This window comes from Maridesulfovibrio spiralis (SeqCode), from assembly GCF_048571135.1.
Classification (GTDB): domain Bacteria; phylum Desulfobacterota; class Desulfovibrionia; order Desulfovibrionales; family Desulfovibrionaceae; genus Maridesulfovibrio; species Maridesulfovibrio spiralis.
On sequence record NZ_CP182344.1, the window covers coordinates 708543 to 731688 of the forward strand.

20 protein-coding genes and 1 riboswitch are annotated in these 23146 nt (G+C 48.9%); of the genes, 10 read left to right on the forward strand and 10 right to left on the reverse strand.

All coding sequences use genetic code 11. From position 1 onward, the window contains the following. Positions 1 to 72: 72 nt before the first annotated feature. From ACNI29_RS03295 to ACNI29_RS03305, 3 genes are all read right to left on the reverse strand, one after another. Entirely contained in the window at positions 73 to 954 is an 882-nt protein-coding gene (locus ACNI29_RS03295; RefSeq protein WP_419780763.1) for a methylenetetrahydrofolate reductase, read from the reverse strand. Between the two features lie 72 nt (positions 955 to 1026). Then, positions 1027 to 3300, reverse strand: a complete 2274-nt coding sequence (gene metE, locus ACNI29_RS03300) for a 5-methyltetrahydropteroyltriglutamate--homocysteine S-methyltransferase (protein WP_419780764.1) — start codon at positions 3298 to 3300, stop codon at positions 1027 to 1029. Positions 3301 to 3376: 76 nt separating this feature from the next. Then, positions 3377 to 3560, reverse strand: a riboswitch (cobalamin riboswitch). A gap of 196 nt (positions 3561 to 3756) precedes the next feature. Then, positions 3757 to 4329 (reverse strand): DUF4136 domain-containing protein, encoded by a 573-nt coding sequence (locus tag ACNI29_RS03305; RefSeq protein WP_419780765.1) that lies wholly within the window; start codon positions 4327 to 4329, stop codon positions 3757 to 3759. Positions 4330 to 4867: 538 nt separating this feature from the next. On the opposite strand from ACNI29_RS03305, the gene ACNI29_RS03310 reads away from it, so the two are divergent. Both ACNI29_RS03310 and ACNI29_RS03315 read left to right on the forward strand, forming a co-directional pair. Beyond that, complete coding sequence (locus tag ACNI29_RS03310; RefSeq protein WP_419780766.1) at positions 4868 to 5218, forward strand: pilus assembly protein PilZ; 351 nt, start codon at positions 4868 to 4870, stop codon at positions 5216 to 5218. 63 nt (positions 5219 to 5281) lie between these two features. Further along, positions 5282 to 6277 (forward strand): glycosyltransferase family protein, encoded by a 996-nt coding sequence (locus tag ACNI29_RS03315; protein ID WP_419780767.1) that lies wholly within the window; start codon positions 5282 to 5284, stop codon positions 6275 to 6277. A gap of 184 nt (positions 6278 to 6461) precedes the next feature. Here ACNI29_RS03315 and metC read toward each other — a convergent pair whose 3' ends face one another. Both metC and ACNI29_RS03325 read right to left on the reverse strand, forming a co-directional pair. Next, positions 6462 to 7625, reverse strand: a complete 1164-nt coding sequence (gene metC, locus ACNI29_RS03320; RefSeq protein WP_419780768.1) for a cystathionine beta-lyase — start codon at positions 7623 to 7625, stop codon at positions 6462 to 6464. 90 nt (positions 7626 to 7715) lie between these two features. Beyond that, positions 7716 to 9065, reverse strand: coding sequence for an L-serine ammonia-lyase (locus ACNI29_RS03325; protein ID WP_419780769.1), 1350 nt, complete (start codon positions 9063 to 9065; stop codon positions 7716 to 7718). A gap of 96 nt (positions 9066 to 9161) precedes the next feature. Between ACNI29_RS03325 and ACNI29_RS03330 the strand changes: the two genes are divergently transcribed. Then, on the forward strand, positions 9162 to 9566 hold the full coding sequence (locus tag ACNI29_RS03330; RefSeq protein WP_419780770.1) for a 2-thiouracil desulfurase family protein: 405 nt from the start codon (positions 9162 to 9164) through the stop codon (positions 9564 to 9566). 78 nt (positions 9567 to 9644) lie between these two features. Here ACNI29_RS03330 and ACNI29_RS03335 read toward each other — a convergent pair whose 3' ends face one another. Beyond that, positions 9645 to 9914 (reverse strand): hypothetical protein, encoded by a 270-nt coding sequence (locus tag ACNI29_RS03335; RefSeq protein WP_419780771.1) that lies wholly within the window; start codon positions 9912 to 9914, stop codon positions 9645 to 9647. A gap of 10 nt (positions 9915 to 9924) precedes the next feature. Then, positions 9925 to 10581 (reverse strand): YkgJ family cysteine cluster protein, encoded by a 657-nt coding sequence (locus ACNI29_RS03340; protein WP_419780772.1) that lies wholly within the window; start codon positions 10579 to 10581, stop codon positions 9925 to 9927. A 375-nt stretch (positions 10582 to 10956) separates the two neighbouring features. Between ACNI29_RS03340 and dsrA the strand changes: the two genes are divergently transcribed. The 4 genes from dsrA to ACNI29_RS03360 all read left to right on the forward strand — a co-directional run bounded on the left by dsrA (position 10957) and on the right by ACNI29_RS03360 (position 15308). Next, positions 10957 to 12270 carry a dissimilatory-type sulfite reductase subunit alpha gene (gene dsrA, locus ACNI29_RS03345; RefSeq protein WP_419780773.1) on the forward strand — a complete coding sequence of 438 codons (1314 nt, stop codon included), beginning with the start codon at positions 10957 to 10959 and terminating at the stop codon, positions 12268 to 12270. Between the two features lie 15 nt (positions 12271 to 12285). After that, entirely contained in the window at positions 12286 to 13431 is a 1146-nt protein-coding gene (dsrB, locus tag ACNI29_RS03350) for a dissimilatory-type sulfite reductase subunit beta (RefSeq protein ID WP_419780774.1), read from the forward strand. Positions 13432 to 13496: 65 nt separating this feature from the next. Further along, positions 13497 to 13745, forward strand: a complete 249-nt coding sequence (locus ACNI29_RS03355; protein WP_419780775.1) for a dissimilatory sulfite reductase D family protein — start codon at positions 13497 to 13499, stop codon at positions 13743 to 13745. Positions 13746 to 13925: 180 nt separating this feature from the next. Next, entirely contained in the window at positions 13926 to 15308 is a 1383-nt protein-coding gene (locus ACNI29_RS03360) for a cobyrinic acid a,c-diamide synthase CobB (RefSeq protein ID WP_419780776.1), read from the forward strand. A 344-nt stretch (positions 15309 to 15652) separates the two neighbouring features. On the opposite strand, the gene aroB is transcribed toward ACNI29_RS03360, so the two are convergent. Further along, positions 15653 to 16738: a 3-dehydroquinate synthase gene (gene aroB, locus ACNI29_RS03365; RefSeq protein ID WP_419780778.1), complete on the reverse strand. Its 1086-nt coding sequence runs from the start codon at positions 16736 to 16738 to the stop codon at positions 15653 to 15655. Continuing rightward, positions 16738 to 17829 (reverse strand): bifunctional 3-deoxy-7-phosphoheptulonate synthase/chorismate mutase type II, encoded by a 1092-nt coding sequence (locus tag ACNI29_RS03370; RefSeq protein ID WP_419780779.1) that lies wholly within the window; start codon positions 17827 to 17829, stop codon positions 16738 to 16740. The genes aroB and ACNI29_RS03370 overlap by 1 nt, the downstream gene beginning before the upstream one ends. Positions 17830 to 18292: 463 nt before the next feature. Here ACNI29_RS03370 and ACNI29_RS03375 point away from each other — a divergent pair, with 463 nt between their 5' ends. Next, positions 18293 to 18733: a flavodoxin gene (locus ACNI29_RS03375; protein ID WP_419780780.1), complete on the forward strand. Its 441-nt coding sequence runs from the start codon at positions 18293 to 18295 to the stop codon at positions 18731 to 18733. Between the two features lie 90 nt (positions 18734 to 18823). Here the strand turns inward: ACNI29_RS03375 and ACNI29_RS03380 are convergent, their stop codons facing one another. Beyond that, positions 18824 to 19225, reverse strand: a complete 402-nt coding sequence (locus tag ACNI29_RS03380) for an Hpt domain-containing protein (protein ID WP_419780781.1) — start codon at positions 19223 to 19225, stop codon at positions 18824 to 18826. Positions 19226 to 19501: 276 nt separating this feature from the next. Between ACNI29_RS03380 and ACNI29_RS03385 the strand changes: the two genes are divergently transcribed. Both ACNI29_RS03385 and ACNI29_RS03390 read left to right on the forward strand, forming a co-directional pair. Next, a complete protein-coding gene (locus ACNI29_RS03385; RefSeq protein ID WP_419780782.1) occupies positions 19502 to 21427 on the forward strand; it encodes an ATP-binding cassette domain-containing protein in 1926 nt (641 codons plus the stop codon). Between the two features lie 56 nt (positions 21428 to 21483). Continuing rightward, a complete protein-coding gene (locus tag ACNI29_RS03390; RefSeq protein ID WP_419780783.1) occupies positions 21484 to 22845 on the forward strand; it encodes a TrkH family potassium uptake protein in 1362 nt (453 codons plus the stop codon). Positions 22846 to 23146: the final 301 nt, after the last annotated feature.

Here is a 23146-nt window from a genome sequence, read left to right on the forward strand (position 1 = left end):
TCCAAAACAAACGCCCCGTCAACCTTATCGGCTGACGGGGCGTTTTCACGTAAAGACTTTGCGAATCAGAAGTTAACAAAAATATCCGTCGCCCTTCAAATCAGTAATCAACCTTTCACACATGGCTGCCCGGTTCAGGCTGTAAATATGCACGCCGGGTGCTCCCTTATCCAGAAGGTCGGCAATCTGCTTGCGGGCAAAATCAAAACCGAAAGCCATAACCGCTTCATCGCCACCCTTATCGAATGCCTTTTCCACACCGCAATAAAGATCACCGGGAATAGCCGCACCGCACAAGGACATGATCCGGCGCAGGGAACTCAAGGACTGGATAGGCAGCACGCCGGGAATCACCGGACGCTCAATACCCAGCTCAGCTAAACGCTCCACATAGTCAAAATAGACCCTGTTATCAAAGAAAAGCTGGGTCATGGTGAAGTCCGCACCCTTGGAAAGCTTGGTATGATGGAACTCAAGATCACGGACCAGAGAAGGGGAATCAGGATGGCCGCCGGGATATCCGGCTACCCCTATGCCGACCTCAGAGAATTTACCGTCCACGTATTCAACCAGATCGGAAGCATGAAAAAAACGACTATTATCAGCACCCCCAGCATCACCGACACCATCACCGCCAAGGGCCAGAATATCCGAAACTCCGGCCTGAACCAGACTGTCCACAAAACCGTCGATGGAAGTCTCGCTGGCTCCGACGCAGGTCAGATGAGCAAGAATATCAACACCCATTTCCTTTTTCAGCAAGGAGCATATTTCAAGTGAATTTTCATGGCTGCTGCCGCCCGCACCGTACGTAACCGAAGCGAAAAGAGGATTTAGAGCGGCCAGTCTTTCAGCCCTTTTCATGAACTTGGGCCAAGTGGATTTGTCCTTGGGAGGAAAAAATTCAAAGGAAAAAAACTGTCCTGTTTCATTGATATTCTGTGCCACCTGCATTTTTAATTCTCCATTTAATATGCTTGCTTCCCGGACCGCAGGCACGGCCTGAGAAGAATTATTAATCACTATCTATTTAATTTTACGGCGTACTTTTTCAGCCGCATTAACCATATTTTCAAGGGCCGGAACAACCTCATCCCACTTACGGGTTTTAAGACCACAATCCGGGTTTACCCAAAGTCGCTGCGCCGGGATAACTTCCAGCGCTTTTTCCAGCAGGCGGACCATATCATCCGCTGCCGGAATTGCCGGACTGTGGATGTCATAAACACCGGGACCGACTTCGTTGGGGTAACTGAACTGCCTGAAACTGCCCAGAAGCTCCATGCGGCTGCGACTGGCTTCAATGCTGATCACGTCAGCATCGAGAGCGGCTATGGAATCCATGATTTCATCGAATTCGCAGTAGCACATATGGGTATGAATCTGGGTGCTGTCCGCAACGCATGAAGCGGAGAGCCGGAAGCACTCGCAGGCCCATTTAAGATACTCGGCCTGTTCGGATTTGCGCAACGGAAGGCCTTCACGCAAAGCGGGTTCATCAATCTGGATAACCCTGACTCCGCTCTGTTCCAGATCAGCAACCTCATCGCGAACTGCCAGTGCTATCTGGCGGCAGGTTTCGCTACGCGGCTGGTCGTCACGCACAAAGCTCCAGCAAAGAATGGTAACCGGACCGGTGAGCATACCTTTGACCTCACGTCCGGAAAGGGACTGTGCGTAATTAATCCAGTCGACGGTAATGGGGCCGGGCCGTGAAACATCACCGAAAATAACCGGAGGCTTTACGCAACGGGAGCCATAGCTCTGCACCCAGCCATTGGAAGTAAAGCAATACCCGTCAAAGTTCTCGCCGAAGTACTCAACCATGTCGTTACGTTCCGGCTCACCGTGAACCAGAACATCAAGGCCGATTTCTTCCTGTCTGCGAATACAATCTTCAATGTAGCCGCGCATAAAGTTTTCATAATCCGCCTTTTGGATACGTCCATTTTTGAAACCGCTTCTGGTGGAACGAACTTCAGGGGTCTGAGGGAAAGATCCGATTGTAGTCGTGGGCAACAGAGGAAAGCCAAGTTCACGCTGTGCTTCAACACGCTGGGGATACAGAGAATCACGCTTGTAATCTTCATCCTTAAGGGCAGCCAGTCTGGCTGAGACCTGCGCATTATTAACTCGGATGCTGTTCTTGCGAGATTTGAGAATGCTACGGTTTCGGGTCAGCTTTTCTTGCACGCAACGGCCTGAAGCTGCGTCAGCGACCAGCCTGATTTCCGCGCATTTCTGGCGGGCAAAAGCCATCCATGATTTGATTTCACTATCCAGCTTAGTTTCAAGCTCCAGATCGAAAGGCACGTGCAGAAGTGAGCAGGAAGGGGCAACCAGCACCCGCTCGTCGCCGAGCACGGTTACCGCTGTTTTCACGCTGGCAACAGCACTATCAAGATCAGCGCGCCAAATATTACGGCCATCAACTACGCCGAGGGAAAGCATCAACCTGCTGTCCAATTTTGTAAGCAGCTGCTCAAGGTCCGTACCGCCGCGCACAAGATCAACGTGCAGAGCATCGACAGGAAGATAGGCTGCGGCTTCAAGATTCTCGCCCAAGCCGCCGAAATAGGAGGCAACCATAACCTTGGTATCGGCAGCTGCTTCCTTGAGTGTCCGGTACACAGGAGCAAAAAGTCTGCGCACTTTATCATCTAGATCAAGAGCCAGCACAGGTTCATCAAACTGAATCCATGTGCATTTGCCGGAAAGCTTTTCAATCAGCTCCACATAAACAGGCAGCAGTCTTTCCAGCAGGTCCAGACGGTCGAACTCCTCATTCGCGCATTTACCAAGCAGCAGAAAAGTGAGCGGACCGGGAAGTACAGCCTTAGCCCTATGGCCAAGTTCGACAGCCTCACCCAGCTGCTGCAGCAGGGATTCATCAGCGAGAATAAATTCCTGATCCTTGCTGAATTCAGGAACAAGATAGTGGTAGTTTGTGTCAAACCACTTGGTCATTTCCATGGCAGCGACACCGTTCTCCCCCGCCTCACCACGTGCCATACGGAAGTAGTCATCAAGTACGGCACTTCTTCCGGCAATATTATATCTTTCCGGAATAACGCCGAAACGAAAGGAATTATCCAGCATATGATCGTAGTATGAAAAATCCCCTACCGGGAGAATATCCACTCCGGCCTGTTTCTGGTCTTCCCAGTGCTGTGCGCGAAGTTTCTTGGCGGTAAGGGCCAGATCATCAGCTCCGGCCTCGCCTCTCCAATAGGATTCAAGTTTCTTCTTCAGTTCACGGTTACTACCTATTCTGGGGTAGCCCAAGGTGTGCGTCAGCATTTACAATCTCCATGTTTACAGTGTCCGCATAGTACGGCGGGATTATCTCCCTGTTTCCCGGACCTGTTCGCGCGGTCCGCCACTTAATCCTGCAGGACGTCTTCTGGCTTCCGGTTCTTTTTGACGCACAGCTCATGACCTTCCCGTTTTACACAGTGACCAAGAGCCATTCACTTTAATTTATCCGGTTACAGCAGCGCGCCTGCGACGGACTTTCACCGCCTTCCGTTTCCTGCAGGCCTTACAACTCAAATTCAATATATAAAAATATTGTTATATAGAGATGCACAAATGACACTATTAGACCCTCAAGTCAAGAGCTATTGAAATTTTCATTAGCCTTGAAAGGAATCTTCCCTATAAACAAAGGTCCCAAAACAAGAAAAAGGCTGCGGGAAACCCCACAGCCTTTTGAATATACATACCGCCACTTAAGGCGATCATTTTTTTTAAAATCTATTCACAATCTCTGACACTCAGCTTTTCACGAAACTTTCCTTCACCGACAGGAAATTTCATCAAAGCACCTTTAACCAGACAACGTCCTACAACTTCAAGCCCTTCCTGATCATCACTTGCAGCCTTTCCACGCCACAGATAGGTCTTTAAGCCATCATTCTCAGGGGTCATCAGATAAATCCGCACGGTATTATTCACCCGTGAGGCATCAGCAGTCTTAACCACACCTATGTCAGAATAAGTTTTGCTGATGTAATCATATTCATAGGCTTCCCGTTTATATGTGCTGCCTCTTTCCAGAAATGCCTTGGAGCCGAAATTTACCACAACAAGAAAATCCGGGGCTGCGGGATCATAACGGAAACCTTTGGCTTCAAGCTCAAGCTTTGCAGAATTAAGCAGAATAGCTTCAAGATCTTGTTTGGACTCACTTTTATGTTTAAATGAGAAAGTCTTCAGCTTGCTGAAATCTGTACCTTGCACAGGTTTGTTCTCGACATCCATGTTCACGTACACACAACCGGGAAGCAACATTCCCAGCAAAGCAAAAACAATTAATAACTTCCTCACCGCAAACTCCTGACTTTATTTGTCACGGACACCTAAGTAGGCTGCCGCGTTAAATTCCATATTACAATTCCCTACAGCTAACTACTTAACTTTTTTAACGCCTTTAGCCAAGACTAAAAACGTTTTCAATCAATCATAAAATCATCTCCGAATCTCCCGGAAGACTTTGCACTATACCGAACCGGACCAGCCATGCACAATACTGACACAAAACAAAGAGGCCTCACTCAACTACGTATTTATACGCCATTTCCGTTTCCATAACTTTTTTACACAAAAAGAAATCAGACCAACGGTACGAGCATACTAATAAATAATATATTACGTCGAGACCACTGCAGATTGCATAAATCCAGCCAGACAATATCAACAAATACAAACGTTAAGAACATTACCAAGATATTTAAACAATGAAATCTGCGCCAAAACTTGACCTTATCAGTAGGAAACAACGCCTCAATATTGAAAAATACACAAAAAAATAATTCACTTGTATTTTTTGCAATCATATTGTTCCCTCTCTCCGGGGAGGAAAGAAATGAACAGATTTGACGATCGCCGAAAAAACATACGAATTGACCTTGGTTCCATAAACGGGTTCTTCCGGCAATGTGATATTGCCGCCTCAGCATCCGAAAAAGATCTGGATATTACCATACTGAACATATCCCCTGACGGGATGAAATTCAGGATCAACTCCGGCAACGACTTAAAACGGCTCAGGCTGGATGATGAAATTTTTATTCGCGGCTGCATTTTTAATGACAATATCGGATTCCTGAGCAGCCAGAAAGCTGTCACAGTCTGGCAGGAAAACACTCTTTTCGGGGCAAAATTCACCCCGGCCCTTGAGCTGGAGGCAGCTGACCTATCAGAAATGATCCGCTGATACTTATAATTCAAAAAAACTCTACCCCTTCCAAAGCGGCCTGTTAATTGATATCTTTTTTTTGTGAATACGCAAAAAGATAAAACAATCGCATGGGTCGGTAATATATTCTTCCGTAAAGGTATGGATAGACTTGGCTACAAAACAGTCCACATTCCCCTTGAAGGTCAACAGGTCTTAACCTGGCAGGATATTGTAGACAAAACCGGGACTGAACCGTTCGCAGTCATCTATGCAGACAAATCCATAGCCCCGCCCATAGCCGGGGTGGAGAATTTCCCCTGCCTGACTATTTTCCACTGTATCGACACTCACATCCACAGCTGGTACCCCCTCTACGCCCAAGGATTCGACATCTGCCTTGTCAGCCTGAAAGACCACCTTGAACGCTTCTCGCCACGCTTGAAAGAATCACGTATACTCTGGTTTCCCCCCATCGCAATGGATCATGACCAGCCCGCTGACATGGAAAAGGAATGGGATCTACTTTTCGTCGGCACTGTAGATGCCGAACTGACCCCCGAAAGAAAAATATTTCTTGATAAAGTTGCCGAAAAAATTCCGGGGCTCCACGTCACCAAGGGGCGCTTCAGGGAGCTTTTCCCAAGAGCAAAAGTAGTGCTCAACATCGCTGAACGAGGAGACCTTAATTTCAGGGTTTTCGAAGCTCTAGCCTGCGGTTCATGCCTACTGACTCCCAAAATAGACAACGGACTTTTTGATCTCTTTGAAGATGAGGTTCATCTGGTTACTTACGAACCGAACAATGCCGCTGATCTGATAGAAAAGTTCAACATGCTGCTGGATGACGACGAACTAAGGGAACGAATCGCCCGGCAGGGAAATGAATTAATCGAACGCGAACACCGCATCATCAACCGGGCAGAGACCATGCACAATGTCATTAATGAAATGAATGTCGAGGCGGCCATAAAAAACCGTATTGAAGCCGCCCCGCAACTGCGCCGCAATTTCCTGAAATCACTCTATCTGCACTGGGCCGAAGAGGTTGGCGTCCCCGAATTACAGATGGTTTATTTGCAGGCTGCTAAAAATTAAAATGCTCCGCTGCTATTTGCAAAAGATGCCTCCTGCAGCCCCACAGAGAGTCCCTTCAGGTGTCAGATAAACTTTTAATAAGGGACCGAAATTTTCAGAACATATACACACAAAGCCCTTAATATCATTAAGATATTAAGGACTTTTGCAAATTGAAATAAAGATTAGGACGCAGCGCGATCAGCTATGCTTTCAGCCTATTCAGTCCCTGAGCCAGATCTGCCTTCAGGTCTTCCACATCTTCCAGACCTATATTCAGCCTGAAAATGGTCTTGCCTTCGTAGCCGAAATGGTTGGTTCGTTCGAATTTACCACCGGTAATCAGGCTCTTGAATCCGCCCCAGCTGTAACCGATACTGAAGAGTTCAAGACCATCCACAAAGGGAGCATGGTCAATGTCCTCGTATTCTTCCTTCAGGGTAAAAGAAAACAGGCCGCTGGAACCTGTGAAATCCCTTTTCCAAAGACTGTGCTGGGGATGGCTTTCAAGTGCCGGATGGATAACCGCCTCGACCATTTCGTGCCCTTCCAGCCATTTGGCAATTTCAAGTGCGGATTCCCCGTGATGTTTCAGCCGGACCGGCAGGGAACGCAATCCGCGCAGGGCCTGATAACAATCCTCCTGCGGTGCGTATGATTCAAAAACATTGTAGCAGCTTTCGAAAATTTCCCAATGCTGCTCATTAGTTGAAACAGTGCCCAGAAGAATATCAGAATGCCCGGTAATGTACTTGGTCACCGAGTGGATGGAGACATCAACCCCAAGTTCAAAGGGGTTAAGATAAAGAGGAGTAGCCCATGTGTTATCGATTACGGTTACGATGCCCTTCTCCCGGCAGACCTTGGTGATTGCCGGGATATCCTGAATCTCAAGAGTATTTGATCCGGGGGATTCCATAAACAGCAGGACTGTGTTTTCCCGAATGTAATCAGCTACCCCGGCTCCGGTGTCAGAGGGCAGGTATTCAGCTTCCACACCGTACTTGGAAAGAAATTTATCACTGAAATGGCGGGTCGGACCATAAACATTATCACAAAGCAGAATATGGTCCCCCTGCTTGGTGTAGGCCATGAGCACCATGGCAATAGCGGCGATTCCGGACTGGAGGGCCTTGCAACCATGAGCACCTTCAAGCTCAACCATAGCCGCCTCAAAAGCATTCTGGGCTGCCATACCGCAAAGACCGTAAGGGATTCCCTCATACTCTCCGGCATTGCATTTCTGGAGGTCGGCGTAAGAATCGAAAAGTACCGTGGACGCGCGGTGCAGTGGAGGATTAATTGTATCTATGAATTCTCGGGCTTCGGCCTTGCCCGCATTAACCAGTTTGGTGGAAATATTCTTCATGGGAACTCCTTGTTGTTTCTGGACCAAAATATAAAGCGGGAAACTGGAAAAACAACCAGCTCCCCGCATTAATTTTATTTTTTAATATCCTCAGCAGTTCGGAACAGAAACAGCCAAGCCGCCAAGTGATGTTTCCCTATATTTGGAATTCATATCCTTTCCGGTTTCAGCCATGGCCCGCACAACTTCATCAAAGCTGACTTTATGGAATTTTTCATTCTCAACCGAAGTTATGAGGTAGGCATTGTAGGCCCTGACAACTCCCATCGCATTGCGCTCAATACACGGAATCTGCACATACCCGCCCACAGGATCACAAGTCATGCCGAGATGATGCTCAAGGGCCGATTCTGCGGCATTCTCAGTACGCCAGAAGCGGTGTCCGTTAGCATAAGCAATCAGCCCGGCAGCCATGGCCGAAGCCACCCCGACTTCCCCCTGACACCCGACTTCCGCTCCGGCAATGCTGGCATTATGCTTGGCGATGAATCCCAGAGCAGCAGCCACAAGCATTCCCTCACGCACTTTTTCGCGGCTGACACCCAGATCTTCTTCAAGAGCATAGATCGCCGCAGGAATAACCCCGGCTGAACCGGAAGTGGGTGCGGTGACTACAATACGTCCGGCAGCATTTTCCTCGGAAGCCGCAAAACCGTATGCATTGAGGCGGAGCAGAAATTTATCTGCTGCATTTGGCTGACCGCTGTTTTCAAAAAGACGTTTGGCCTTACGATGTAAACCGATGGGACCGGGCAAAGTTCCTTCCGCATTGAGACCGTTCACAACTGCCTGCTTCATGGCATCAAGAATCGCATCAAGCTTTTCATATACTTCCTCTTCTGAAACCCCGGTTATTGCGGTTTCATTGACCAGCACAGCCTGATGCATGCGCAATCCTTCTTCAGTAAGGATCGCTTTAAGTTCATCCATGTTGGAATATTGATAAGGTGGCACACGGGGGATTTCTTCCTGCTGCCCCTTCCATTTAATAAAACCGCCACCGATAGAATAGTATTCCTGCTCAAAGAGGACTTGCGTACCTTTCCTGAGTCTGATCAAAAGCGTATTTGCGTAAGGGAAATCATTTTCCACCTCGGCAAAGACAACATCTTTCACGCTCAATTGAACTGATATCCCGCCACTTTCAAACTGGTGGCCTGTGCCGTCAGCAAGGGAATCCAGAAATTCACATTCAACATTATCGGGCCTGAAACCGAGCAGTCCGGCTACAACGGCGCGGTCAGTTCCATGCCCTTCCCCGGTGGCACTTAAGCTGCCGTACAACCTGATTTCAATATTATCCGGTACAGCATCAAGAGAGAGTTCGCCCACAGCATTATGAAAATTATACCCGGCTTTCATAGGACCGATAGTGTGAGAACTTGAAGGACCGGGGCCAATCTTGAATAATTCGAAAACAGAAGTGGTGATGGCGGTCATAACTCCTCCTTGACCGTGAAAATTGTTTATGAAATCTATCACTAGCACAATGAATAGATCCTAACAACGCACACTGTCACTGCGGAGGTTACAAGTATGTATATTGTAAGTGGATGCCTTGCCGGACTTTGCTGCCGTTACGACGGCGGTGACAACGCGGATGAAAGAGTTATGCAACTGGTAGCAGAAGGTAAAGCAATACCGGTCTGCCCTGAGCAGCTGGGAGGATTGACCACCCCGCGTCCCCCTTGCGAAATTACCGACGGCAAAGTCATGAGCAACGAAGGAGCGGATGTCACTGAAAGTTTCATACGCGGAGCGGAAGAAGCACTCAAGCTTGCCAAGCTCGCAGGCAGCAATAAAGCTATCCTCAAAGCCCGCTCCCCATCCTGCGGTATCGGCAAAATTTACGATGGAACATTCAACGGAAATTTAATTGACGGCGACGGACTTTTCGCCGCCATGCTGCGCAAAGAAGGCTTTAAGCTGGAAACAGAATAAAAATATCCCGGAAATCAAACAAGATTTCCGGGATATTTTTTCACGTATGATCAGCCAGGCAAAATGCTCAGCAAAAAATTAATGCGTAATTTTGTCTTCTTTGATCAGCTGCTGGGCTACGCTGAGATCGTAGAGGGACAGCGGATTGCGCTCCGAACCACGCTTTTTGTATTCTTCAGCGGCTTCCATGATCACGTCATAGGGCAGCCATTCGTGCTTATCCCAGATAACGGGGTTATCGTTGGACCAGAGTCTGAATTCAACGGACCCCTGATTTTCACGCACATACATTTTTGTATCGCGGGTCTGCAGGGAAGGGTAATAATAAAGTCCACGTTCGTCTTTCATTATAATATCCTTAAAGTTTACGCAGTGAGAAAGATTTACCATTGGGGGTCGCGATAATACCGTAACCTTTAATGAGCGTGCTCATAGGACGTCCAAAGAAAAAATCCATGGATTCTTCGGGCAGTCCGGCTTTTTCCATGACCAGCTCACGGATGGAAGCATCAAAGATGAGCATTTCACGCAGGTCGGCCTTGAGACTTTCACTCTCATCCCAGTTTTCAATGGCGGAAGCTGCAAGCTCGGCCATCTTAACGGGATCACACTTCTGATCGTGATCTATGATGAGTTCAAGCACAGGGTGGCCCTCAGGCAGAATGTCTTTTCTGGACAATCGATCCTTGTTGTAGACTTCCATCAAAGGGTCAGGATCACCGCAGAAAAGTTTTTGGCATTCAAGCGGGCGGTTTTTATAAATGCGGCAGACATTTGAGGACTGAGCCAGGAATGAACAGATCCATTCTCCGCCGGTTCCTTTGATTTTGAGAATTTCCTCATCAAGAGGAAGTACCGCCCCCTGTGGCTGGTCGTAAGCGAGTTCGCCTTTGCGCAGGGTTACAATGTCGGTAAGGTCAATGCCGTCGCTCTCTTTGAGCAGGGGAAGGTCCTGAGTGTGCAGCGCAGGGCCGCCTTTTCGGCAGCAGGTGCCGCATTGTTTACATTCATTCATATTATAAGAACCACTTTTTCAAGTTTATGTTGCTGGTTATCAAATTTTTTTGTAGGAAATGTTTACTACAGACGCACCTTGTGTTCGGGATGAGTAAATACGCTGAATAAGCCTTGCTTGGCAAGTCTGAGTTTTCAAAAGTGATAAATTGAATCACTTGTTGACAATGCCGGAGTATGTTAATTATCCATGTTCATAGGTTGTGTTTTTTTTCACTTAAGGGTATCTTTCCCTCCCCTTGCATCAAAAGATGACGGGGGGTCTCGCACTAAGAGAGGAAAGCAACCGGGCGAGTCGGTATATCCGATTTACATACCGGATGCCTAATTTGTATTGGTAGGTATATCTTATTAAACTTTATGGAGGTTTAAGGGAATGGCGAAACACAAAACTCCCTTGTTGGACGAGCTTGAAAGCGGGCCATGGCCTAGCTTCGTGTCCGACGTAAAACAAGAAGCCGAAGTTAGAGCAAAAAACGAGAAGGACGTGGAATATCAGATTCCCGTTCAAGTCTGCGAAGACCTTCTCGGCGTTCTCGAGCTCTCTTACAATGATGGTGAAACTCACTGGAAGCACGGCGGTATCGTTGGCGTTTTCGGTTACGGCGGCGGCGTTATCGGTCGTTACTGTGACCAGCCCGAAATGTTCCCCGGCGTAGCACACTTCCACACTGTTCGTGTTGCTCAGCCCACCGCTAAGTACTACACCACCGAATTCCTGAACAAGATCATCGACATTTGGGATATGCGCGGTTCCGGTCTGACCAACATGCACGGTTCTACCGGTGACATCGTCTTCCTCGGTACCACCACTCCCCAGCTCGAAGAAATTTTCTTCGAACTGACTCACAATGCTGATGTTGACCTCGGTGGCTCCGGCTCCAACCTGCGTACTCCCGCAGCTTGTCTCGGCCAGTCCCGTTGTGAATACGCATGTTACGACGCACAGGCTCTGTGCTACGACATGACCATGGAATTCCAGGACGAACTTCACCGTCCCGCTTTCCCCTACAAGTTCAAATTCAAATTTGATGCTTGCCCCAACAGCTGCGTATGTGCTCTCGCACGTTCCGACTTCTCTGTTGTAGGTATCTGGAAAGACGAAATCCGCATCGACCAGGAAGCTGTTGCAGCTTACGTTGGTGGTGAGTTCAAGCCTAACGCTGGCGCTCACTCCGGCCGTGACTGGGGTGCATTTGACATTCAGAAAGAAGTTGTTGACCTCTGCCCCGGTAAGTGCATCAAGTACGCTGACGGCAAACTGGAAATCAACGACAAAGAATGTATGCACTGCATGCACTGCATCAACACCATGCCTCGCGCACTGATGATCGGTAACGATCGCGGCGCATCCATCCTTTGTGGTGCTAAAGCTCCGATCCTCGACGGTCCTCAGCTCAGCTCCCTCCTCGTACCCTTCATCAAGGTTGAAGAGCCTTTCGACGAAGTTAAGGAAGTTGTTGAAAACATTTGGGACTGGTGGATGGAAGAAGGTAAAAACCGTGAGCGTCTCGGTGAGACCATGCGTCGCATGGGCTTCCAGAAGCTTCTCGAAGTTACCGGCATCAAGGCTGATCCCAGACACGTTCAGGAACCCAGACATAACCCCTACATCTTCTGGAAAGCTGAAGATGTTGATGGTCCTTGGGAACGTGACGTTAACGAATACAGAAAAAGACACCAGAGATAATACGGGAGGACAGACATGGCGTTCGTTTCTTCTGGCTACAATCCAGACAAACCGATGGAAAACCGGATCTCGGACATTGGACCTCGCGACTTCAGAGAGTTCCTGCCCCCGGTTATCAAGAATAACTACGGCAAGTGGCTCTACCACGAAATCCTTGAGCCGGGCGTACTGGTTCACGTTGCCGAATCCGGAGATGAAGTATACACAGTCCGCTGTGGTACCGCTCGTCTCATGAGTATCACCCTCATTCGTGAAATGTGTGAAGTTGCAGACAAGCACTGCGACGGTTACCTCCGTTTCACCACTCGTAACAACGTTGAGTTCATGACCGACTCCAAGGACAAGATGATTGCCCTGAAAGAAGATCTGCTCAGCCGTAAGTTCGAAGGTGGCTCCTACAAATTCCCCGTTGGTGGTACCGGTGCTGGTGTATCCAACATCGTTCACACTCAGGGTTGGGTTCACTGCCACACCCCCGCGACCGATGCTTCCGGTACTGTTAAAGTCATCATGGATGACCTCTTTGATGAGTTCGTCGGCCACAACATGCCCGCACCCGTGCGTATCGCTGTTGCTTGCTGCCTGAACATGTGTGGTGCTTGCCACTGCTCCGATATCGCTGTTGTCGGTATCCACCGTAAGCCCCCCATCATTGACCACGAATACCTCGACAACCTCTGCGAAATTCCTTTGGCAGTTGCTTCTTGTCCTACCGGCGCAGTTCGTCCCTCCAAGATCGAACTCGACGGTAAACAGTACAAGACTGTTGCTATTAAGGAAGAACGCTGCATGTACTGCGGTAACTGCTACACCATGTGCCCCTCCCTGCCCCTCTCCGATAAGGAAGGTGACGGTATTGCACTGATGGTTGGTGGTAAGGTTTCTAACCGTATCTCCATGCCTAAGTTCTCCAAAGTTGTTGTTGCATTTATTCCTAACGAACCTCCCCGTTGGCCTACACTTACCAAGACTATCCGCACAATCGTGGACGTCTACAAAGCTGAAGCTAACAAGTACGAACGTCTGGGTGACTGGGCAGAGCGTATTGGCTGGGAACGTTTCTTCGAAAAGACTGGTATCGAGTTTACTCCCCACCTGATCGATGATTTCCGTGATCCCGCTTACTACACTTGGCGTCAGTCCACTCAGTTCAAGTTCTAATTTAGAATTGAGAAATATGGGGTACGGCATTTTGCCGTACCCCTTTAAAAAGAAAGGGGCTTATTATGCCGATCGATATGGATTCCGCTAAGGAAGAAATCATGGCCTTCCTCGAAAAGAAGACCGGTGCAAAAAGTAAATTTTACTTCAACGACTTCACCAAGCTCTTTCCTGATGCAAAGGGTCGCGAAGTTAAGAAAGTTCTGACCGCTCTCGTTAAAGAAGAGAAAGTTGAATACTGGTCCTCCGGTTCCACTACCATGTACGGTATGACCGGCGCTGGTAAGCAGAGTGGTGCTGAGCACGAAGATTAATTTTTCGTTAAGCTCGACTCTTAAATGCCTTGTCTTTAGAGACAAGGCATTTTTTTATACCCAAAGCACCAGCAACGCGTTTAGAAGGATTAATTTCACTTGTCTTTTTCGCGTTGAAACACTACTGAATCCATTGTGCGGACAGGCATTAGACAGAATTTTTAGAGCACGGGCAACGAAATGAATTTTCCTAGAATTGTATTGGCCGGACTGAGCGGCGGAACAGGTAAGACAATCGTCACTCTTGGACTTTGCCGGGCCTTTCGTAATCAGGGTCGACGGGTAAAACCATTCAAAAAAGGTCCCGATTACATTGATGCCCGCTGGCTGGGACTGGCTTCAGGTCAATACGCCACCAATCTAGATCCCTTCCTCATGGAGGGGGAAAAGCTGACCGCACTCTTCATGGAAAAAGGGCATGGCGCAGATATCTCCATAGTAGAGGGTAACCGAGGTCTGTTCGACGGCAAGGATGTCGACGGCTCCTGCTCCACTGCCGAACTGGCCCGCATCATCAAAGCCCCGGTAGTCCTGACCATCGACTGCACAAAAATGACCCGCACTGTGGCTGCCATCGTTGCCGGATGCAAAGCCTTTGAAGACGGATTCAATCTCGCAGGTGTGATCCTCAACCGAACTGCCGGAGAGAGACACCGCAATATCCTCAAAAATTCCATTGAAACCTACACCGATATCCCGGTACTGGGCATGCTGCCCAAACTCAAAGAAAATCCCATCCCAGAACGACATATGGGACTGGTTTCCAACACAGAATACGGTGCAGTTGATAAGGCACTCAACACTCTAGGTAAAATGGCCGAAGATTGCCTTGATCTTGATGCAATCTCCAAAATCGCTGATCAGGCATCCCCGGATCTGACTACCACACAGGATGCATGGGACGGTATCGAAATTTCCAGCCAATCAAAGCCTGTGATTGGCGTTGTGCGTGATGAAGCCCTCTGGTTCTACTACGAAGAAAACATTGAAGCTCTGCGCCGCGCGGGAGCGGAAGTAAAAGAAGTTTCCATTTTCTCCCCTGAACCGTGGCCGGAAATTCACGCTCTATATCTCGGCGGCGGTTTTCCGGAAACTCTTGCAGCGGATATTTCAGCCAACAAGACTATCCGCGACCACGTAGCTAAGCTGGCTAAGGACGGACTGCCCATCTTTGCTGAATGCGGCGGGTTCATGTACTTGGGCCGGGACGTTGAATACGAGGGACAAAAATACGAAATGTCCGGTGTGCTGGATCTTTCCACCCGCCTTTGCGCCCGCCCGCAAGGACTCGGCTACACATCCGGCAAAATAGTTCACGAGAACCCTTTCTTCCCAGTGGGAACCGAAGTCATCGGACATGAATTTCACTATTCACTCTGCGTGGATAATCACGAGACTGCACCGAAATATGCTCTCGATATGTCGCGCGGAAAAGGCATGGCCGACAGCCATGACGGACTCGTGCGTGACAATATTTATGCTGGATACAACCATATCCACGCACTGAGCATGCCCTGCTGGGCAAATAATTTCGTCAAAGCTGCAGCTGAATTTAAAGGCTAGTTTGCCTCCGGCGGCCCTTCGGGGACCAGAGGAGAGGGGAAAACCCTTTGCTCGCGCCAAAAGTGTTTTCCCCTCTCCTCTGGACTCCTCTCCCCTTTCCCAAACGCGCTTTAGTTACGCTTCGCAAACTAGTTTTAACTAGCTATTAAACATAAAAAATCGCAATAGCCCCAAAAGCTATTGCGATTTTATTTTGCAAAACTTTTTAAATCGAAGCAGCGAAGCCCGATAAAAAGTTTTTTTGGAGAGTCCAGAGAACCTTTTTTTCCCAAAAAAAGGTTCTTTGGTCCCGCTGAAAGCGCCGCCAGAGGCAAATCAAATCATTCTTAATCGCGCGTAGCGCATCAAATATTAAAAAGCTCTACTTCGATTAATTCCAGCGGAAAATTCTCATCAACAACGGCATTGCCGAGCTTGTCGAGTCCGACGATGACTACGGCTCCCTGCTTGACCTTCTTGTCCTTTTTCATGAGTTCCATGATCTTGGAGGGGTCAATATTCAGGGTTCCAGCTGCAAGACCAAGCTTATCCATAAGCTCTTCATGAAGCTTGAGATCTTCAGCGGAGAGCATTCCGGCCTTATTACAAGCGCGGGAAACTATGCGCATTCCCCATGCAACGCATTCGCCGTGGGATATTTTGTATCCGGCAAATGTCTCTATGGCATGTCCTACAGTATGACCGTAGTTAAGAATCCGGCGGACCCCGCCTTCCTTCTCATCGCGACGGACAACATCGGCCTTGATCTCACAGCAACGGGCCACAACCCTGGCCATGACATCACGATCAAGTGAACTAACTTTATCGGCATTACGGGACAGATAATCTACCAGATCCCGGTCGGCGATGAAGGCGGTCTTGACCACTTCACCCAACCCACTGAGAATTTCCCGTTCAGGCAGTGACTCAAGGGCCGAGATATTAGTGTAGACCCGCTTGGGCTGATAGAACATTCCGCAATAATTTTTCCAGTGCTTGATGTTCACTGCCACTTTGCCGCCAACGGATGAATCAACCTGTGAAAGCAGAGTTGTGGGGACCTGCACGAAATTAATTCCACGCATGTAGCTTCCGGCAACGTAGCCGGACAGATCACCGACCACACCGCCGCCGAGGGCAACAACTACATCCTGACGGGTAATTCCAGCCTCAAGCATTGCTTCCAGCAGAGAGCTGAACACATCAAGGGACTTACTGTTCTCACCCGCCGGAACGGTCAACAGCAGTGGATCAACACCTGCAAGCGCGATCTTTTCGACCAGCGCATGGCCGAAAAGCTCACGGGTATTTTCATCGCAGATAACTACCGGGGTCTGCCCGTACTTACGTTCTTTTAGATCGGCGACAACTTCATCCATTACGGAATAATCGACGCTGATCTGATAAGAACTATCGAACTCCCCGCGCAGCTCAACATTGACCTTGGGCATTAATCTTCCCCGGCCAGAACACACTCCTGCTGACGCAAGGATTCTTCATGAATGTACTGGAAAACGCGGAGCATGAAATGCTCATCCATTCCACGGGCAACGCCTTCACGGGTACGTTTTTCAACAGTCTTTTTCCACTGGTCAGGCTGCAGGAGAGCAATACCGCGTTCACATTTCATTTTACCAATCTTGCGGCCCAGAGCCATACGCTCGGCAAGCAGCTCAACAATAGCGTCATCAATTTCAACAAGACGAGCACGTTTGCTTTCCATACGAAGAGCAAATTCTTCGTCTTCTGCTACAGGATGCTTAACTTCCAGTCCGGCAAGAACTTTACCGAGATCTTCAGGGGTGAACTGCTGCTTACTGTCAGAAAGAGCCACGTCAGGGTTGATGTGAGACTCGATCATCAGACCGTCGAAGAGCAGATCCAGAGATTTCTGGGCGACAGCGGGAATCAGTTCACGCTTACCGCAAAGGTGACTGGGGTCGCAGATGATGGGCATGCCTTCAGTGCGGCGACGCAGTTCAATAAAAATTCTCCAGTTGGGAGCGTTGCGGAATTCGCTGGGACGTGCTGAGGAAAAACCACGGTGGATTGCACCAAGCTTGGTTACCCCCGCTTTATTGATACGCTCAAGCGCGCCGAGCCAGAGTTCCACATCAGGGTTGATGGGGTTTTTAACCAGCACGGGAATATCAGTACCCTGCAGAGCGTCAGCCATAGCCTGAACAGCAAAAGGGTTAACGGTGGTTCTTGCTCCGATCCAGATCAGGTCCACGCCGTATTTGAGACAAAGCTCAATGTGCTCGGGAGTAGCAGTTTCGCAGCAGATAGGCAGACCGGTTTCTTCTTTGGCTTCAACCAGCCATTTCAGACCTTCTTCGCCCATGCCTTCGAAACAACCGGGACGGGTGCGGGGTTTCCAGATACCGGCACGCAGAAGGTGAACACCCTTATCTTTAATGCCACGCGCAGTATCAAGCAGCTGTTCACGGGATTCAGCACTACAGGGTCCAGCGATGATAAGCGGCCCGTCATTATTAAAACCCCAAGTATCCAAACCGGTTACATTTAGTTGTACACTCATGGGAATAACCTCCGTTATTTTGATGGTGAAAAGAAATCCGGGCCGTTAAGGTGGCGCTAAAAAAATATACTGCAAGGATGAAATTTGAATATAACAGACAATGCAGAAAACAGCAGAAAAAAATCGGCCGGAATACAGGTGAGCAATGAATACGGGAAATTACTTAATTCCACGTAATCTAAACTAAAGTATAAATGAATTGAGACCTTATACGCCCTGCCGGGGAGGCCGGGCCGGTAAGAAAAGTGTTCCGCACTTAAAGTGCTTACTCATGGATTTACCGATCAGTCTTAGGTAACCCATAACACCACTCCGGCACGGCGTAAACACTCAAAAGCTTCGAAAGTTTCATTTTCACCTTTTCTTAACATTTTTATTTATTGATGTTGACTTTGAATTTCATCCTCACTAAATGTCGAATGAACGTTATCAAACCTAGTTACATAGTTAAAAGGAGGGCATCATGTCCAAATCACTGATCGTCTACGGCTCAACCACCGGCAACACTGAAACTGCAGCAGAATACTTAGCTGAAGCTTTTGAAGATCATGAAATCGAAGTAGAACTCAAAAACGTCACCGACGTAAGTATTGCCGATCTCGGCAATGGTTACGACGTCGTGCTTTTCGGCTGCTCCACCTGGGGAGAGGAAGAAATCGAACTACAGGATGACTTCATCCCACTCTACGATGCCCTTGAAGATGCCGACCTTAAAGGTAAGAAAGTATCTGTATTCGGATGCGGAGACTCCAACTACACCTATTTCTGCGGCGCAGTTGATGCAATTGAAGAAAAACTGGAAAAAATGGGCGCAATGGTAATTGGGGACAGCCTGAAAATCGACGGTGATCCCGAGCGCGATGAAATCACAAAATGGGGCAAAAGCATTGCCGGACAGGTATAGCTCCCTTCAGCATTGGCATAACAAGATAAAAAAAGCCCCCGAACTGGATTACACAGAACGGGGGCTTAAAATTTAATAATTAAGAACGGCTTAATTTTCACCGGCTAAAGCTCGCTGAACCGAGACTTCAAGCATTGTTTTCTGCAACCGGATACTCTTGGCATTACTGTTGAGCACGTCTTCAGTCAGGATGCGCAGCTTATCAACCGATTCCAATGAAGCTGTAATAATAAGTTCGGTGGGAATCAGTCCTTCGGAACGGATCAACTCAAGAACATTTTCCAATTTATGGGCAAGCTCTTCAATAACTGTCAGCTTAAGCAGGTTTGATCCCGCCTTAATGGAGTGTGCGTCTCTAAATATGGAATTAATAAGCTCCGGAGTGAGTTCCGCAGTACTGTTTTCCAAATGCAAAAGCCCGGTTTCGATATTATCGAGCCGTTCCAATGTTTCGTCTTGAAAAATGTCCAGTAATCTATCGCCGGTACTCATATAATAAATCTATCCTGCACCGCCATTACGGCAGGCGGCTATAATCTAATTCAAACAATCCACAAGAGCAACTTTAGAGCTTATCTGCACTATGCATAGACTTTCGTCAACAGCTTGTAACGCAAAAAAGCACTACTAAGCCCCTATGAACAGACTTCACTTTTTGGCGGCAAAATTCTACACTGCCGCCCTTAAGTTTGAAATACTAATGAAAACAATCACACCTGTCTTTTATTATATTATATTTTTAATCAAGTATAGTGCGGAGTTAAACAAATGGCTTTGATGAGCGTAAGCGATGTTTCCATGACCTTCGGAGGTCCTCAGCTGCTGGATAAAGTTTCCTTTCAAGTTGAGGAAGGCCAACGGATCTGTATTGTTGGCCGAAACGGAGAAGGTAAATCCACTCTGCTCCGGCTCATGAGTGGCGATCTAGCTCCTGACGACGGAAATATTTCTTACCAGAAAGGAGTGACCGTAGCGCGCCTTTCCCAGAAAGTGCCGGAAGTTCTCGAAGGGAGCATCTTTGAAGTTGTTGCCGGGGGCCTCGGTGAGCTGGGAGAAGCCCTGACCAAATACCACATGGTCAGTCTTGAAGTGGCTAACGGCGGCGATGTATCCAAACTTTCCGAGGTAGAAGAAATTATGGAAAAGCACGGCGGCTGGGAAGCCCTGACCACCATTGAAATGGTCATCTCCCGCCTGTCGCTCAGCGCCGAAATGCGTTTTGAAAATCTTTCCGGCGGACTGAAAAGGCGCGCCTTGCTTGCCCGTGCTCTGGCATCCAAACCGGACATCCTGCTCCTTGACGAACCTACCAACCATCTGGATATCGACTCCATTGCATGGCTTGAAGAGTTCATCACCAAAAATATCCGTACCCTGATTTTCATTACTCACGACCGTATGTTCCTGCGCAAGATTGCTACCCGCATCATCGAACTGGATCGTGGTAATCTCGCCGACTGGTCCTGCGACTATGACACCTTCCTTAAGCGCAAGGAAGACCTTCTCGATGCCGAAGAAAAGAACAGGTCCGAGTTCGACAAAAAACTGGCCCGCGAGGAAGTATGGATCAGGCAGGGCATCAAGGCACGCCGTACTCGAAACGAGGGGCGTGTCCGTGCGCTTAAAAAGTTGCGCGAAGAACGCAGGCAACGCCGCGAGCGCACCGGTAAAGCTACCATTGAAATTCAGGAAGCCGCCCGTTCCGGTAAAGTGGTAGCTGAAACCGTCAATGCATCATACGCATGGGACGACAATCCGGTTTTCAAGGACCTGAATGCCACCATCATGCGCGGGGACCGCATCGGGATCATCGGTCCTAACGGTGCAGGTAAAACCACGCTGATTCAGGTTCTGCTCGGCAACCTAAAACCTGAATCCGGCACAGTAAAACTGGGAACCAAACTTGAGATTTCATATTTCGATCAGCATCGCGAACAGCTGGACCCGGAAAAATCCGTGCGTGATTCCGTGGCTGACGGCAACGATACCGTAACCATCAACGGTCGCACCAAACACGTCATGGGCTATCTTAAAGATTTCCTGTTCGCCCCGGACCGGGCCAACTCCCCGGTCAGCGTACTCTCCGGCGGAGAGCGCAACCGTCTGCTGCTGGCCCGCCTGTTCACCCGTCCCTCCAACCTGCTGGTAATGGACGAACCCACAAACGACCTTGACGCCGAGACCCTTGAACTGCTCGAAGACCGCATCATGGAATATCCCGGCACAGTTATAATTGTAAGTCATGACCGTGCCTTCCTTAACAACGTGGTCAGCGGAACTCTCGCCTTTGAAGGCAATGCGCAGGTTAATGATTACGTGGGCGGCTACGACGACTGGGTACGCCAGCGGCTCCAGCCCGAGGAAGAAGCAAAACCCAAGGCTGCGAAACCCAAGCCGAAGAAAACCCCGGACGCACGCCCGGAAAAACTAAGCTACAAAGAACAGCGTGAGTTCGAAGCTCTGGAAGTGGAAATAGTTGAGCTGCCCGTTAAAATCGAAGAACTCGAAAAAGCCATCGAAGACATGCAGACCCGGATGGCCGACCCTGAATTCTACAAAAAGTCCGGCGAAGAAATGGCTGCCGCGCAGGCAGAGCTTGAAAAGCTTGAATCCGATCATGAAGCGACCTTCGAACGCTGGGAAGAAGTGGAAGAAAAACTGGCCGGGTACAGAAAACGAACTGGTAACGTTTAGTGCCTCCGGAGGCAACAAAACTTGCCATATTTAAAGCCCGGGCGTAAATAAACAATATGAACTCCAAAGCGACTTCTCCTTTCTGGATGCCGATATACGCTTTCGTCGCGACTATCCTGCTGGGCGGCCTGCTGCTCAAGCTTGATATCTGCCATCCGGGAAAGGAGCTTTCATTTCTTGATGCTGTATTCACTGCCACTTCCGCGGTATGTGTCACCGGGCTTGCCGTGGTGGATACCGGAATCTTTTTCAGCCGCACCGGGCAGAGCGTGATTCTGGCCCTGATACAGCTCGGCGGGCTGGGCATTATGACTTATGCCAGTCTGGTCATCTACCTTCTGGGTAAGAAAGTCAGTGCCTCGGACAGGCTAGCAGTCAGCCAGACCCTGATCCATGACCCGTCTTTCAATATCGGCAAATTCATTGTCGGTGTAGTTACGGCAGTTCTATCCATTGAAGCTCTCGGTGCGCTGCTGCTGAACCGGATGGACCCCACGGGATTCCATCCCTTTTCGGCTGTTTTCCATTCCATTTCAGCTTTCTGTAATGCGGGTTTTTCTCTCTATTCAGACAGCCTGACCGCATGGAAGGATCATCTCGGTATCAATTCCGTTTTCATGGGCCTGATCGTCATGGGCGGACTGGGCTTTTACGTCATGACCGAGCTGTGGCAGAAATTCATAAATTTTGTGCGCCGCAAAAAGCCGGAAATAACCGCCCATGCCCTGAGCTGGCATACCCGTATTGTGCTGGAAACAAGCTTTCTGCTCATTATTCTCGGCGGGCTGGCTATCTTCTTTGCTGAGAGTTTCAAGGTTCATGTGGTCGAAGGTGCTATGGTCAACGAGATTGCGGCCCTGTTCCAATCGGTAAGCTGCCGCACAGCCGGATTCAACACTGTTGATATTTCCGGGCTGACCAATATTTCCCTGCTTGCCATGATCGCACTTATGCTGATCGGCGGTTCTCCCGGTTCATGTGCCGGAGGACTGAAAACAACAACTTTCCGCACATGGGTGGCTTTTATCGTCGCAAAAATAAAAGGCCATTCACAGGTCAAAGTAGGCTGGTATGCACTGACCAAAGAAAGCGTCAACCGTGCCCTGACCCTGCTGACCCTTGCCAGCGTGATTCTCGGTTCGGCTATTATCCTGCTGAGTATCACCGAAGGCAGCCATCTGCCGCACAGTGAAGTGCGCGGACATTTCATCGAAATAACCTTCGAAGCCGTCTCCGCCTTTGCCACCGTGGGACTCTCCACCGGAGTAACCCCGGACTTGAGCGGAGCCGGGAAATCAATCATAATCTTCCTAATGTTCGTGGGAAGGCTCGGACCTGTCTGGCTGCTCACCGCTATCAACAGCTGGCAACGGGAACCACGCTACAGACTACCCGAAGACGATTTACCATTGGGATAGCAATTTGATGCGCTAGAGCGCTTTTTAATAAGATTTCGCCTCCGGCGGCCCTACCGGGAGTCCCTCCGGGGGCCAAAGAACCCTTTTGGAAAAGGTTTCTCTGGACTCTCCTAAAACTTTTATTTGAGCTTCGCTGCTGCGTTTTTTACACTAAAATTAGTAGATTTATTTTAAACAATCCCCAACTAACGCGTTTTGGGAAAGGGGTGAGGAGTCCAGAGGAGAGGGGAAAACACTTTTTGGCGGTAGCAAAAGGGTTTTCCCCTCTCCTCTGGTCCCCGAAGGGCTGCCGGAGGCATAA